Source organism: Westiellopsis prolifica IICB1, assembly GCF_004323185.1.
GTDB lineage: Bacteria > Cyanobacteriota > Cyanobacteriia > Cyanobacteriales > Nostocaceae > Pelatocladus > Pelatocladus prolificus_A.
The window spans coordinates 895,269-909,133 of record NZ_NAPS01000002.1 but is presented as its reverse complement, the minus strand read 5'-3'; the positions used below and the strand labels follow the sequence as shown (position 1 = coordinate 909,133).

Genomic DNA, 13,865 nt, shown 5'->3' with positions numbered 1-13,865 from the left:
GTCGTCGAGTCTTTGAACTCCGTCGTCGAGTCTTTGAACTCCGTCGTCGAGTCTTTGATACTCGTCGTCGAGTCTTTGAACTCCGTCGTCGAGTCTTTGAACTCCGTAGGGAGGATGTTAATCCTGTTGACGAGAAAATAGACGCGCACCCCACAGAGAAAGAGCGATCGCCATTGCTAGTAAAATTGGTACACTGTACCAGGGAAACTGGGATAAGGGTAAATAAGCAGCTGCACGTAGTCCGATGCTGGCGTAGGTAAGAGGTAATAGGTAAACTACTATTTTGAGAATTCCTGGTAATGTACCTGGATCAAAAAATGTGGCTCCTAAGAAAGACATGGGAATGATGATGAAGTTATTGTAGAGTCCCACCGATTCGAGCGATCGCACTGTCAACCCTACAATTACTCCTAATCCTGCAAACACAGCACAATTGAGTACCAGCAACAACAAAAATAGGGGATGGAGAAATCTCCAATTTCCGGTGAACAATAAAGCAACCAAAATTACAGAACCGGAAGTCATCAATCCCCGTACAACTCCCGCTAGCATTTTACCTATGTACAAAGCTAGGGGATGTACGGGGACGAGTAACAATTCCTCAAAATTTTTGGTAAAAAGTCTTTCTCCACAAATAGAAAATGTCGTCCCACTAAAGCTAATTGTCATTGACGACAGAGCCACCATGCCTGGCAAAATAAATTCTAAATAGTTATTATAGCTACCACTAATTCCTGAACCTGGTCGAATGGAACTACCCAAACCCAAACCAAAAGCCAAAATATAGATTAGTGGAGATATTAACCCTGATGCGGCTACTTGGACAATTCTGACACGTAATTTTAACCAATCTCCCCACAAGACAGTGAGGATATCTGTTAGAAAAGTTTGAAACTGCGAAACTTTAAAACCCTGGTTAGAAAATAGCGATCGCTGATAAATCACTTTCTTACAATTATGTATAAAGATTCCTCATTAATTATTTAACATTTCTTGATAATCTACTAGCAGAAGTAGCAAAAGAGGACAACAGAAGGGAGACAAGGAATTGTACAGACGTGATTCATCGCATCTCTACTAATGACCATTGTCTAGAGACGCGATGAATCGCGTCTCTAGACAAATAACCAATGACCAATGACAGCTAAGTCATACTGATATATATAAGGAGAGGAACTCAAACCACTCCCGACCGTCCAAAATGTAAAGAGAACAAAGCGACAATGAGACGTAAACCTGCTGGTAGAACAACTACACCTCCTAAACCCTCTCTTTTCCAATCCCCAATGTTTAATTTCACCACCATAGCAATCTTGGGAGGGGTGTTTGTTTTGGGTATAGGGATTGGTATTGCTTTTAGCTCTACAGCGACATTTACACCAACTAACGTCGCTTCCCGTGAATTTATTGATACCAAAGCACCAAACCCAGAGATTTGTGTGCAGTATGGAGCGAGTGCAATGGTAATGGATACCAGGTTATTTGTGACCCTCAACCCCTTTAATGTTTATGTTTCTCAACCGAGTATGCGTCCAGGATGCGTTTTGCGTACTAATAACTGGGCGATTTTAGAGCAACGCAAGCTGGTAACAAACGAACAGGTTAGAGAATGCAAAAATCGTCTGAACACTTTTGGTTATACAGGTGACTTGGGTCAAAAACCTGACATTAATTGTGTTTATCAAAATGAAGCAGCGAAAAACTTCTTTGTTACTGACCCAGGAGCGGTTGCACCACCTATAGAAACAGATAGATTTTAGTATGAAGTTAGTTGTTATTGGTCATTGGTCATTTGTTTTTAGGTAGAGGTTGACCAAACTCAATTGGTTGTGAATTGGGATTGGTGATTTGATTATTAGAAGTGTCAGGAAGGGGATAATTTGGTAAGTTTGGTGTGGGGAAAAAAGGAATACTATTGAGATTACCAGACTGGTTGGGAAAAATAGCTGGAGGAAGAGTTAAATTTAGTGGTTGAGAAGGGTTATTAGGAAGCAAGGGTGGTACAGTCACCAAAGGCTGCTGTTGATTGTTGGTTATTGATGGTTGGTAGATGATTGATGGTTGATAGCTATTTGTTAATGGTTGGTTGTTGATGATTGATGGTTGATAGCTATTTGTTAATGGTTGGTTATAGTAACTGGTGGTTGGAAGAGGTTGATTGCTCGAAGGTGGAGGTGGGTTGTATATACCTGGATTTGGTGTCTGCTGATACGCAGGAAAAATGTTTGTCGGTGTTGAATATGCGTTATTGCTAACGGTAACAGGACGTAGAACCCAACGTGTGGGATTTTGTGGAGAAACAGGTTGTAGTTGCACCTGGTTGGGATTTATAAAAGTACCAGGTGTTAAGTCCATAACAAGGCGAGTCACATCTGCATTTAATTGCGAGATACGAATACTTTTTATCGCCCCAGAAAAATTTTGTTGAGTGGAAACATCACCCAATTTAGTACTTGGTAAATCTACAACTATGCGAGAAGGTTGAGAGAGAAAGAAATAGAGCGGTTGTGAAGGTGCAGAGAGGGAAATTTCTAGCTGTAATGACTGTGGATCAAAACGCCAGTCTTCTAATTTTGATACTGGTACGGCGCTACTACTACCAGCTTCGAGAGTCAATGCTGTGTATAAGCTAAACAAGCTAATTTTAAAGAAAAGCTTGTTTTTTAATAGATTTTTCATTATTTTATACTGTTATCTCAGTAAATACTGAGAGCTATTATTGCACCATTTTTATATAGATGTGCTAATTTCTACGATTAAGTGCGAAACGATCATGTGGCTCATCAAAATTGATGATTGGCCCTTTCGGTACAATTCGATTGGGATTTATATCGATCATACTCATGTAATAGCCACGCTTGATATGGTCGAGATTACAGGTTGCTTTAAACTCAGGACGCTGATATAGATCTTTTAGATAATTCCACAGGTTTGGATAGTCGAGAATTCGCCGCAAATTGCATTTAAAGTGACCATAATACACTGAATCGAAGCGATACAGTGTTGTAAACATACAAATATCAGCTTCCGTGAGTTGCTTCCCACATAAATAGCGCTGCTTGCTCAGAATGACTTCCCATCGATCCAAATTCTCGAAGAGTTCTGTTACCGCATCTTGATAGGCTGTTTGTGAAGTCGCAAAACCAGCGCGATATACACCAGCATTGATTGGCAAATAAATTGCATCAATTGTTTGATCAATCTGCTGTTGTAGATCGTGTGGATATAAGTCTATTTTTTGCATTGTTAAGGAAGCAAACTCTACATCAAACATCCGCATAATTTCGCGAGATTCGTTGTTGACGATTGTTTGAGTTTGCTTATCCCACAACACTGGAACGGTGACTCGCCCTGTATATTTGGGATCGGCTTTTAGGTAGATATCTTGTAAATATTGTGCGTGATTTACCAAATCGGGAATAGCTCCAGGTGCTTGAGAAAACTTCCAACCCTTGTCGCTCATAATCGGATCGACAATAGAGACTGAGATGACATCATTCAAACCTTTGAGTTCTCGTATAATTAAGGTGCGATGCGCCCAGGGACACGCCAAGGAAACGTAGAGGTGATACCGTCCTATTTCTGCCTTAAACCCGCTAGTTCCATCTGCACTCACGCGATCGCGAAACGTTGTTGGTATCTCATGGAACTCACCGCTTTGATTTTGCTCATTTCTATCACTAATCCATTTACCTGAGATCATGATTCCTGATGTCATAATTGTCTCCTAAGCGTGATGATGTAATTGTGTCTTTACTGCTCTATTTAATTCGATAAAAGCACTAGAAATAAATTCATATTAGAATTCCCATCAGGAATCAACATCTGAAAAAGGTCTTGAATACCTTATCAACGAAATATATACATTACCTCTGACTTTCGTTGTTATACTCTTAAGAATAAATTTGCTGAGGTTTATTGAGAACTAAGTTTAGAGTTCACAGAGGTATTCTATTCACCTGCAAATAACTATAAAATTTCAATGACTATTTGAATTTTCTGGATTATCTTGATTTTTTTGAGGGACAGCACTAACTTTAATAGGTTTATTAATACCACTGATTGACATCTGCCCAGTTAAATTATCTTGTTTTTCGATTTGCATTTGTAGATTGACTAATCTCTGAGCTTTTTTATCTATCACATCTGTATTTTTGCAGAGGATATAATTAGGAATATATCCCGATAAACTAATATTTTGGTTTTTGTATCTACCATTGAGAGTAGAGTGTTCTTTTAGAGTAGACATTTGTTGATAATTAAGATTTGTTGGTAATAAAACTCCATTTAAGTACACTCCTGATTGATGAATATCTAAGATGACCGTGTCTGGTTGATTACAATCAGAGAACTTCTCTCCAAATTTCAGACTATAGCTTTCTTTGAGATAAGGGGGAGCTTTTAAATTATTTTCTCCATAATTAGTGACAGTTTTAAACAATAGTAATACTGAAAAAATTGCGACACCATAAAAAGATAGAGATTTGAAATTTAAATGATTCATAAAAATAAATGGTTAGACAAAATTAAATTAATTCGTGGAGGTCAAGGAACTCTTAACAGAGAACAGAAAACAATTTGAAGAAAGTGTAATTAATTTTGTAAGGGTACTTAATAATCGAAGATAAATTATGACTTATAAACTATGAATGATCAACTTTTTCATAATTCATCATTCAGAATTTATCAGTAAATAGGCACGAATCGACAGACCGCAAGTTACAAAACCTAATAACAAATGACTAATGACCAATGACTATTGTACAGACGCGATTTATCGCGTCTCTACTAATGACCACTACTAAATTTCTAACTAGTAACTTCTGATTTAGCCTCATTCAGAACAGAGGTAAGATGAGAAATGACTTTGCTGTAACGACGGGTAATGAGTAGTGAGGAACGACATTCGATCGCTAGCTCATCTGTATATCTTCCCAGTGTTTGACGTTCTATACCCCAGGTACGGCTAGCACCTGCAATTGTGAGGTCAACACCTTGAGAAGCTGCGACTACGGCTTGTACAGGATCTGTCGCTTCGATTGTATTGATGCTAATGCGATCGCTCACACTACTAGGCATTTGCTCCATTAAAGTTTGCAATTCGTAACTTAATTCGTCTTTGATTTGATGAGCGGATAGCACCTGTAATATTTGCAAATGACAAGTATCACGATTTACTAATAATCTCAAAGCCAAAATCAGTGCCAAATCATCATGAATATTCCCAGAATAGGGTACTAACAAACTTTCTAGCCGTTCTTCACCTCGATCAATAAATACTGCAACATCAACCGTGGCAGCTGTCAGAATTTGACCAACTCGTCCACCTAAGCGATTATTACTAAAAGCGGGACGGTGCCATCCTACAACCACTAAATCTGCTTGTTCGAGTGCAGCTATTTCTATAGTTTCCCGTGCAACGTTGTTGGAGACACGAACAATGGGGTGAACATAACAACGTGCTGCTGGTGGTTCTAAACGTTGAATCAATTCATCCAAAAGTTGACGTCGTTCCTGAATTAATCGATTTGCCTCAACTGGTGTACTCTCATAAGCATAATCTTCTTGTAGTTCTATGAGGCTGAGGGGATTAACAATAGTGGGTTGTTGATGATTTATTGCGATCGCTACTGCTAATTGTACTAAACCTTTTTGAGTATCTGGGTTGGCAACTGGTACTAGAACTCTGTAGGGACGATCAACAATCTCAGCATCAACATCTGTTTCTGGTTCTGTTTCTACTACGTTTAACTTGATGAGTTTTTTGGGATAAGTCCACTCTAGCAGTGGTGAAGTCATAAATGTCGTAACTAAAGCCATAATCACCAACATGGTGAAAAGTAACGGTGAAATTACACCCAACTCCAAACCAATATTAAGTACAATTAGCTCAGTTAAACCGCGAGTGTTCATTAACCAACCAAGTGCAGAAGCTTCTCGGTTATTAATACCACTGACTCTAGCTGCTACATAAGTGCCTACATATTTGCCTGCGATCGCCACCAATAACACCAATAAGCATAATAACCATAATTCCGGACTGTTGAGCAAACCAATTTGCGTCCTCAGACCACTGTAAGCAAAAAACACTGGCAAGAGAAAAATCAAGACGAAATCTTCTGTTTTTAGTGCTAATTCTCTGACTAAGCCAGCATTTTTCGGCATTATAGCCCCTAGTAAAAATGCCCCAAAAATCAAGTGAATACCAATAAATTCTGTGATTAAGGCTGAAGTAACTACTCCTGCATAAATTAACGCTAAAACTAATTGATTGAGACGTTTATTACGGCGATAATAGTTAGCAAGGCGAGAGAGAAAGTTTCTTCCCAAAGTCACCATGACGCCGATGTATAGGAAGCTTTCAACAATGGTAGGAAAAGCAGCAACAATGCTACCTGTGCGTGCAACTGCGATCGCCACTGCTAAAACGCACCAGGCCGTGACATCATCTACCGCAGCACAAGTTAACGCTAATGTTCCCAACCGTGTTCCTTGCAGGTTATTTTCTGTGATAATTCGTGCCAATACCGGAAAAGCGGTAATCGACATCGCTGCTCCCAAAAATAGAGCAAAGGCGGTAAAGGAGACACTGGCGTTAGAGATTAATGGATACAGCAGTACCGCTAGCAGAGTTCCCAAAGAAAACGGTACTAAAATACTGACATGTGAGGTCAAAACTGCAATTTCCAAATTACCACTGAGGTATTTGGGATTTAACTCTAGCCCGATGAGAAACATGAAAAATATTAACCCGATCTGAGACAGAACATTTAAAAAAGGAACTGTTTCAGGGGGAAATAAGGTAGCTGATAATTCTGGAGCAACCAAACCAAACAGAGAAGGACCAAGCATAATTCCGGCTACAATCTCTCCAATGACTAATGGTTGGTTAATCCACCGGAATCCTAATCCTACTAGCCGAGACAGTCCAATAACAATCAACACCTCAATTAAAACGAGAACAACTGTGTGCATAGTTTCCTCACAAGCGACTATCCGCTGTCCCTTAGATGATTCTGTAAATCGCTTGAAAATGTCAACCTTTACAGCTTACTAACTGCAATTATTGTTCAAATGTGATGTTAATTGTTATTACAAGTAAAGAATCAAGTAGTAATATAAATATTGCAAAATAAGCTAAATACAAAAATCAAAAATCCAACCCCAAACGGGCTGGATTTAGCAATCAGCTGTTCAATTAAGTAAGAGCGGGTAGTTTATTTAGCCTTCATATATAGTTAATTCTACTCCAGAAACAGTATACGTAATTTCTGTAAATTGGCTTACGTCTACTAATTCTTTCATTGCAGCACTGAGATATAACTTTCCAAATTGCCCTTTGTCTTGAGCCATTTTGGAAGCAACATTGACGGGATTGCCGGCTATGTCTCTGCCACCAATAGCCAAATCAAAAACCAAAACTGAACCAGCATCAAGGCCGATACGAGAAGCAATACCTTGTGCAGCTAGCTCTTGACGAAATGCTTGGGCAAAGTTAACAGCTGCGATCGCCTCATCAAAAACATAGATTCCTATATTACCAACAACCTTGATTTCCAAACCATTACCTTGGCTAAGGAGGCGCAGTCCCACATCTTTCATGGTGGTGGAAAAAGTCAAGTTAGTGAACATTGAATTTTCATAGGTTTCTAGCTCTTGACTTTCCCGTTCAATTAAAACAACTACTTTATTCTGCAAGTACTTAGAAGCCAACTGTTTACTAAATTCAATATCAGTTAGTCGGTTTTCATAAGCGACTAAATCAGCATAAAAAGTTTCAGAATAAGGAATAGGATATTTCGGGTTAATCGCTACTTCTTTAGACAAACTCGGACCATCTAATACCCGAAAAAGATTACCAATTTTTGTTGTGATTTCACCTTTATTCACAATAGTAAAATTGTGATTAGCTGGTAATAAATCGTAAATGTCTTGACTAATAGCTATCTCGCCACCTTCGGTTTCATTTTCTGCAATCTCTTCAATGACATCAGCTTCTAATCCATACAAACCACCATTAATGTAGTAAAATTCGCCATAGTGTGCGCCGATCCCAATTTTAATTTGGCAAGTTTCACTGATTTTGCGTTGGATTGTCAACAGTGTAGACAAAAGAGTTTCAGCACTTACTGATTCTGGATAAAACATTTGGGTATTATCAGCAGCCCAAATCCCAATTCCTTGACCACCAATAGCAGTACCAAAACTGTACACAATTTCTTTTGGCTGATTAATGATTGCCAAAATTTCTAACAACCCTTTTTGCTTAGTCAGCTTGGTGAGTCCAGCAGAGTCAGAAGATACACTATAACCTTTAATTTTATATGGCTCTAGTAACTGCAAAGCTACTTCTTGAGTTTGTTCACTTTCTAACCACTGTTTAATTAATCTTAGTGGCAATGAACCAATGATGTCTTGTGTAATATCAAACAGAGAAGGCGAATATTGAGTAATACTAAATTTATTAGTCATGCTTTAAAACTTTCTTCAGAAAAAGACGTTTTCGTTGAACAGTTTTTTCAACAAGCAATTAACTGTTTACAACATTATTCTTCATAAAGATACATTACCTGTAGATAAAATACAAGGAAACTTAAGACAGTTAAGACAGTTAAGAAAAACAAGACTATTAAGAAAGTTAATGCACAATTGATGATCGATACTTCTTTGAAGGTAGAAGAAATTCAGATCGGTGTTAAATTCTACCCTGCGATAATTTTACACACTACAAACGCAATGGAAGGATGGGTGTCTTTTGGAAAATGAAATTGGCTCTACAGATAAATTTGCTTGCTCTGTACCCTGATCGAAAGTATCGGTCATTGCTACAATTTTGAATAATCAAAACGATGAACGATTGTTTTAGCATACAGAGGCGCTTGAGATTATGAGTCCGGAACGCCTTGTCTATATTCTTTTTATCGCACTAACAATTTTCAGTTAGCAATCTAAGAATTTATGGTTTAATGGAAAATAACGAGGTAATAAGTGCGATCATGCGAATAAGACAAGTCAAAGAAATTGAAATTGAAGGGTTGGGCGATCGCATCAAGCAAGCTCGACTAGATTCCAGGAAGTCTCTCGAACAGATATGTGATGAGGTTGGTGTGTCACGCACTTACTGGTATGACATCGAAAAGGAAACTCTTAAAGGAGCGCTTTCCATTGAGAACCTCCGCAAAATTGAAGAAGCATTGGGGGTTAATTTAGATGTGAAATTCTGAGGGATAAGAAGAAGGTCAGGTTTCTGAAGGAGAACTCACAAAGCAAAAACAGCAGACATAGCCCATCTCAAGGCTTAAACATCTGCTGCTTTTGTATTACACCAAAATTTTTGCTCAAATAATGCCCAAATTTGTCAATCCTAAAACAGCACCAACACCAAGAATATGACCCGCAGCCATCGCAGCCAAGAATGTCGCAACACTAGGATCATTGAAAACTGAAGGGAAAGGTAAAGGCATTTTCGGACCCACGTGAGGATACCAAACGACGCGGGGAATAATCAAAAGACATAACAGACAAGCACCAGTAATATACAAAAATTCCGTAAAACCCCATGTGGTATAAGTATTGGGGACAGTGCTTTGAACTGCTAATAAAATGGATGAAATCACAATTGCTTCTCCTGCTTGAACAAATAATTTAGCTGTAGAAACACGAAATTTCTGATGAAACCTCGCATCTCCACAGCCATTCCATGCTCTATCCGATCAAGTGGTGTATCCTCATTCCTAAGAGAGGTTAGATCCTCTTTCCTAAGTTAGGATGACCGAAACAATTGAAACAATTGTAAATTTGGAATTGGAAATTCCGAATTTAGATCTAGATACTACCGATATTTGTTAATCCCAAAACAATAGCAACGCCGATCACATGACCAAAAGCCATCGCAGCGATGAAGGTGGGAACACTCAAAGGTAGTCCAGGCATTTTTGGACCAACTTTGGGCTTTTCAATTCTGAAACTTAGCAAAACAACCACTAAACAGCTGATGCTAATAATCAGTGCCACTTTAGGACTCCATTCCGGTGTTGGAGGAACTGCGGCTGCTGCTGCTAATAAGATTGATGACATCAAGCTTTTGTCTCCTATAGGAAAAAATTGATGTAGACCACACAAATTATAAGATTGCCAGGGAAAAACTAACTTTTTGTATTAGAAAAAATCTCAGAAATTTTTATGCGGATTAAAATTTGCGGTATTACTCAACCACAACAAGGAAAAGCGATCGCTGATTTGGGTGCCACAGCATTAGGATTTATTTGTGTTCACACTTCACCCCGTTATGTTAATAGCGGTCAAATTCGAGCTGTAGTAAAAAACCTGCCAAAGCAAATTGACAGCATAGGTGTATTTGCTAACACGTCTGTTGAACAAATCAGTCAGACTGTTGTTGATAGTGGTTTAACAGGGGTGCAGTTACATGGAGATGAATCACCAGAATTTTGTCAACAATTGCGTGACTCTCTACCCCAGGTAGAAATTATTAAAGCATTGAGGATACGCACAGTCACAGATTTAGACAAAGCAGCTATCTACAATCTCTGCGTTAACACATTGTTACTTGATGCCTATCATCCTCAACATCTGGGTGGTACTGGTAAAACTTTAGACTGGCAAATATTACAACAATTTCAGCCCAGTTGCCCTTGGTTTTTAGCTGGAGGACTGACACCCAATAATATTTTAGAAGCTCTAAGTCAAATAAATCCCAATGGCATTGATCTATCCAGTGGAGTAGAACGCGCACCTGGAGATAAAGATTTAGAGAAAGTAGCTGAATTATTTGAGAAAATGAGGGATAGGGGATAGGGGATAGAGGATAGGGGAGCGGGAACAGGGAACAAGTATTTATTGTCTCCCTTGTCTCCCTTGTCTTCCCACACTCCCTTCCCCAATCCCCGATCCCCGATCCCCGATCCCTAAAATATCGCGACTTGGTGACGTATTAAGTTGAAGAATTCTTCACGTGTTTTGTGTTCTTCCTCGAATACACCAACCATTGCACTAGTCACAGTCCATGAACCCGGTTTTTGTACACCCCGCATCACCATGCACATATGGGTGGCTTCAATGACAACCGCAACACCTTGGGGTTCTAAGATAGTCTGAACCGCTTCGGCTATTTGGCGCGTTAATCTTTCTTGTACTTGCAAGCGACGAGAATACATCTCGACAATACGAGCAAGCTTACTCAATCCTACGACTTTTTGATTTGGGATATAAGCAACATGAGCTTTGCCCATAAATGGCAGCATATGGTGTTCACACAAGCTAAAAACATTAATATCTCGGACTAACACCATCTCGCTATGTCCCTCGTCAAAAATCGCTCCATTTACGATTTCTTCCAAGGATTGGTTGTAGCCACTGGTTAAAAACCGCATGGCTTCTGCCACCCGCTTTGGTGTTTTCAGTAGTCCTTCACGTTCTGGATCTTCTCCTACACCCAACAGTAGTGTCCGTACTGCTTCCACCATCTCATCCATTTGTTCTTCTTGCGGTGGGTGCAAGTCTGGTTGTCGCCCATCATGAGTGTTGCGGTCGGGTCTAGTGGTAATGGCTTCTGTGAAGTCGGGAACCAAAGGAGATTGAAAACGATTGGAACCGTTGGAGCTAACAATAGTCATGGTATGAGTCTTGAATAAGTTTGAAATATGAATGACTGTGCAATGAAAACAGTTAACAGCGGATAGTCATCAGTGTTTATCGATAACTGATCACTGATCACTGATAATTGATCACTGTTAAAGGACGCCAACGCTAGGCATTAGAGTCAACTCATCAATCACTGCTTGCTGTGGCAACAATGCAGTGTGTACAATCGACTGGGCAACAATTTCTGGAGATAGCATTTTTGAGCGATCAAAGTCAGCGCCGACAGTATCCCAGAGTTCAGTATTAACTGCACCAGGACATACAGCAGTAACGCGGATACCGTGGGGACGCTCTTCTTGTGCCAAAGTTTGAGAAAGAGCTAGAAGACCTGCTTTGCTAGCGCAGTATGCTCCCCAATTGGGAAACGCTTGTTTGCCGGCAATTGATACAACGTTAATGATGGTGCCTGTTTGGCGATCGCGCATTCCCGGCAAGATTCCCATAATACACTGAAACACACTGGTAAGATTTAAATCTAACACCCTTTGCCAATTAGATAGGGAAGTTTGGCTCAGACTAGCAACATAACCCATGCCAGCATTATTTACCAAAATATCTATATCACCAAAGTCATGAGCGATCACCTGAATTTGTTCTTGAACTTGGTCTACACAAGCCAAATCCACAGAATAAGCTTTAGCATTCACTCCTGTGTGCTGCACTGCTTCTGCTACTACTGCTAACTTATCAACAGAACGGCTCACCAAGGCAACATCAACTCCTGCTTTTGCAAAGGCCAAAGCAGTCGCTTTACCAATACCACTACTCGCCCCGGTAATCAGGGCGCGTTGTTTCTGCTCAAAACTCATGCTATCAATTCCAAATTCTTTGGCAGATAAAATTACATTGCCAATTACTTTATTCAAACCTTTAAATTTACTCCTAAAATTAAGCAAATCTAAAAATTTGATTAATTATGCCTGACAAATGCCAGTACGGGCATATAATTACCTTGTTTTACCAGGCAAAATCGGGATTTTTGTCTAGTAATCAAGGTTGCACCCTTAGTTTTGGTGATTGGCAACAGCACAAACAATAAAATTAACTCTTTAAACTGAGTTGATTTGCCAATTAACGTAAATGCCTACGGTTAAAAAGATTGTTAAAAATCTTTAAGAACCATAGGCAATTATAGCATTGCTGCTATTCTAATCAAGAATTTCAGTATGCTTAGTGAGAAACTTCAGTAAAAACACCAATTTTGCGGAATTTATCATAACGTAGTTGTCGGCGTTCAGCAGCAGTGAGACGACCCAATTCATCTAAATTATTTAATAAAGCACTTTTGAGAATTTGAGCAGTTTTGAGGGGGTCAGAATGAGCGCCGCCAACTGGTTCTGACAAAATTTGGTCAATAATGCCCAAGTTTTTCAGGTCGTGAGAAGTCATTTTGAGAACTGCTGCTGCTTGGGAAGCTTTGCTGGCATCTTTCCAAAGAATAGCAGCACAAGCTTCTGGAGTAATCACAGTATAAACCGAGTGTTCAAACATGAGTACGCGATCGCCAACACCAATACCAAGCGCACCACCAGAACCACCTTCACCAATAACTGTACAGATAATTGGTACATCCAGGCTAAACATCTCGCGCAAATTATAAGCGATCGCTTCTCCTGCCCCCTGTCTTTCAGCAACCACAGTGGGTAAAGCTCCTGGTGTATCAATAAAAGTTAGAATAGGCATCCCAAACTTATCGGCGTGTTTCATTAATCGCATCGCCTTACGATAGCCCCCAGGGGTTGCCATACCAAAATTACGGGCAATATTATCTTTCGTATCACGTCCTTTTTGATGACCCAGCATTACCACAGGTTGCCCTCCCAAACGAGCAACACCACCGATTAAAGCTGGATCATCAGAACCACAGCGATCGCCATGCAACTCCATCCACTCATCAGTAATCGCCTGAATGTAATCAAGACTACTGGGGCGACGGGGATGACGAGCAACTTGCAGGCGCTGCGATGGCGATAAGCTAGTAAAAATCTCCTCACGTAATTGCATAGCACGTGTTTCCAATTGACGAATTTGACTAGAAACATCGACGCCATTTTCTTCCGCAAGTTGACGGATCTGATCAATCCGGTTTGCTAATTCTGCTAAAGGCTTTTCAAAATCCAACAGTAATGGTTTGCGTTCAGTAGTTGCCATATTTTACGAATAGAGATTAGGGATTGGGGATTGGGGATTGGGGATTGGGGATT

General features: G+C 39.7%; 14 protein-coding genes. 3 read left to right on the top strand and 11 right to left on the bottom strand.

The annotated features are described in order from the left end of the window. Positions 1–117 precede the first annotated feature (117 nt). Positions 118–945 carry an ABC transporter permease gene (locus B4U84_RS18245; RefSeq protein WP_131119904.1) on the bottom strand — a complete coding sequence of 276 codons (828 nt, stop codon included), beginning with the start codon at positions 943–945 and terminating at the stop codon, positions 118–120. A gap of 278 nt (positions 946–1,223) precedes the next feature. Between B4U84_RS18245 and B4U84_RS18240 the strand changes: the two genes are divergently transcribed. Further along, positions 1,224–1,760, top strand: a complete 537-nt coding sequence (locus tag B4U84_RS18240) for a DUF3172 domain-containing protein (protein WP_131119902.1) — start codon at positions 1,224–1,226, stop codon at positions 1,758–1,760. A gap of 28 nt (positions 1,761–1,788) precedes the next feature. Here the strand turns inward: B4U84_RS18240 and B4U84_RS18235 are convergent, their stop codons facing one another. The 5 genes from B4U84_RS18235 to B4U84_RS18215 form a co-directional block, all read right to left on the bottom strand. Then, on the bottom strand, positions 1,789–2,679 hold the full coding sequence (locus tag B4U84_RS18235; protein ID WP_131119900.1) for an AMIN domain-containing protein: 891 nt from the start codon (positions 2,677–2,679) through the stop codon (positions 1,789–1,791). 64 nt (positions 2,680–2,743) lie between these two features. Continuing rightward, positions 2,744–3,718 (bottom strand): glutathione S-transferase family protein, encoded by a 975-nt coding sequence (locus B4U84_RS18230; protein WP_131119898.1) that lies wholly within the window; start codon positions 3,716–3,718, stop codon positions 2,744–2,746. Between the two features lie 261 nt (positions 3,719–3,979). Then, entirely contained in the window at positions 3,980–4,504 is a 525-nt protein-coding gene (locus tag B4U84_RS18225; protein ID WP_131119896.1) for a hypothetical protein, read from the bottom strand. 305 nt (positions 4,505–4,809) lie between these two features. Then, complete coding sequence (locus B4U84_RS18220; protein ID WP_131119894.1) at positions 4,810–6,975, bottom strand: cation:proton antiporter; 2,166 nt, start codon at positions 6,973–6,975, stop codon at positions 4,810–4,812. A gap of 246 nt (positions 6,976–7,221) precedes the next feature. Continuing rightward, positions 7,222–8,472 carry a nucleotidyl cyclase domain-containing protein gene (locus B4U84_RS18215; protein WP_131119892.1) on the bottom strand — a complete coding sequence of 417 codons (1,251 nt, stop codon included), beginning with the start codon at positions 8,470–8,472 and terminating at the stop codon, positions 7,222–7,224. A gap of 494 nt (positions 8,473–8,966) precedes the next feature. Here B4U84_RS18215 and B4U84_RS18210 point away from each other — a divergent pair, with 494 nt between their 5' ends. Beyond that, positions 8,967–9,224, top strand: a complete 258-nt coding sequence (locus tag B4U84_RS18210) for a helix-turn-helix domain-containing protein (RefSeq protein ID WP_017310536.1) — start codon at positions 8,967–8,969, stop codon at positions 9,222–9,224. A gap of 114 nt (positions 9,225–9,338) precedes the next feature. Here the strand turns inward: B4U84_RS18210 and B4U84_RS18205 are convergent, their stop codons facing one another. After that, positions 9,339–9,617 (bottom strand): photosystem I reaction center subunit X, encoded by a 279-nt coding sequence (locus B4U84_RS18205; protein WP_017310535.1) that lies wholly within the window; start codon positions 9,615–9,617, stop codon positions 9,339–9,341. 208 nt (positions 9,618–9,825) lie between these two features. Then, positions 9,826–10,077 (bottom strand): photosystem I reaction center subunit PsaK, encoded by a 252-nt coding sequence (gene psaK / locus B4U84_RS18200; RefSeq protein ID WP_017310534.1) that lies wholly within the window; start codon positions 10,075–10,077, stop codon positions 9,826–9,828. Positions 10,078–10,182: 105 nt separating this feature from the next. Between psaK and B4U84_RS18195 the strand changes: the two genes are divergently transcribed. Further along, complete coding sequence (locus tag B4U84_RS18195; protein ID WP_017310533.1) at positions 10,183–10,815, top strand: phosphoribosylanthranilate isomerase; 633 nt, start codon at positions 10,183–10,185, stop codon at positions 10,813–10,815. Between the two features lie 110 nt (positions 10,816–10,925). On the opposite strand, the gene folE is transcribed toward B4U84_RS18195, so the two are convergent. The 3 genes from folE to B4U84_RS18180 form a co-directional block, all read right to left on the bottom strand. Beyond that, positions 10,926–11,633 carry a GTP cyclohydrolase I FolE gene (gene folE, locus B4U84_RS18190; protein WP_017310532.1) on the bottom strand — a complete coding sequence of 236 codons (708 nt, stop codon included), beginning with the start codon at positions 11,631–11,633 and terminating at the stop codon, positions 10,926–10,928. 117 nt (positions 11,634–11,750) lie between these two features. Next, positions 11,751–12,470, bottom strand: coding sequence for an SDR family oxidoreductase (locus B4U84_RS18185; protein WP_131121002.1), 720 nt, complete (start codon positions 12,468–12,470; stop codon positions 11,751–11,753). Positions 12,471–12,831: 361 nt separating this feature from the next. Then, complete coding sequence (locus B4U84_RS18180; protein WP_131119891.1) at positions 12,832–13,812, bottom strand: acetyl-CoA carboxylase carboxyltransferase subunit alpha; 981 nt, start codon at positions 13,810–13,812, stop codon at positions 12,832–12,834. Between the last annotated feature and the right edge of the window lie 53 nt (positions 13,813–13,865).

Excerpts from the sequence above, each read along its gene's own strand:
- B4U84_RS18235 (WP_131119900.1), bottom strand. The coding sequence starts at position 2,679 with ATGAAAAATCTATTAAAAAACAAGCTTTTCTTTAAAATTAGCTTGTTT.
- B4U84_RS18220 (WP_131119894.1), bottom strand. The coding sequence starts at position 6,975 with ATGCACACAGTTGTTCTCGTTTTAATTGAGGTGTTGATTGTTATTGGA.
- B4U84_RS18195 (WP_017310533.1), top strand. The coding sequence starts at position 10,183 with ATGCGGATTAAAATTTGCGGTATTACTCAACCACAACAAGGAAAAGCG.
- psaK (WP_017310534.1), bottom strand. The coding sequence starts at position 10,077 with ATGTCATCAATCTTATTAGCAGCAGCAGCCGCAGTTCCTCCAACACCG.
- B4U84_RS18210 (WP_017310536.1), top strand. The coding sequence starts at position 8,967 with ATGGAAAATAACGAGGTAATAAGTGCGATCATGCGAATAAGACAAGTC.
- B4U84_RS18230 (WP_131119898.1), bottom strand. The coding sequence starts at position 3,718 with ATGACATCAGGAATCATGATCTCAGGTAAATGGATTAGTGATAGAAAT.
- B4U84_RS18240 (WP_131119902.1), top strand. The coding sequence starts at position 1,224 with ATGAGACGTAAACCTGCTGGTAGAACAACTACACCTCCTAAACCCTCT.
- B4U84_RS18215 (WP_131119892.1), bottom strand. The coding sequence starts at position 8,472 with ATGACTAATAAATTTAGTATTACTCAATATTCGCCTTCTCTGTTTGAT.
- B4U84_RS18185 (WP_131121002.1), bottom strand. The coding sequence starts at position 12,470 with ATGAGTTTTGAGCAGAAACAACGCGCCCTGATTACCGGGGCGAGTAGT.
- B4U84_RS18225 (WP_131119896.1), bottom strand. The coding sequence starts at position 4,504 with ATGAATCATTTAAATTTCAAATCTCTATCTTTTTATGGTGTCGCAATT.
- B4U84_RS18180 (WP_131119891.1), bottom strand. The coding sequence starts at position 13,812 with ATGGCAACTACTGAACGCAAACCATTACTGTTGGATTTTGAAAAGCCT.
- folE (WP_017310532.1), bottom strand. The coding sequence starts at position 11,633 with ATGACTATTGTTAGCTCCAACGGTTCCAATCGTTTTCAATCTCCTTTG.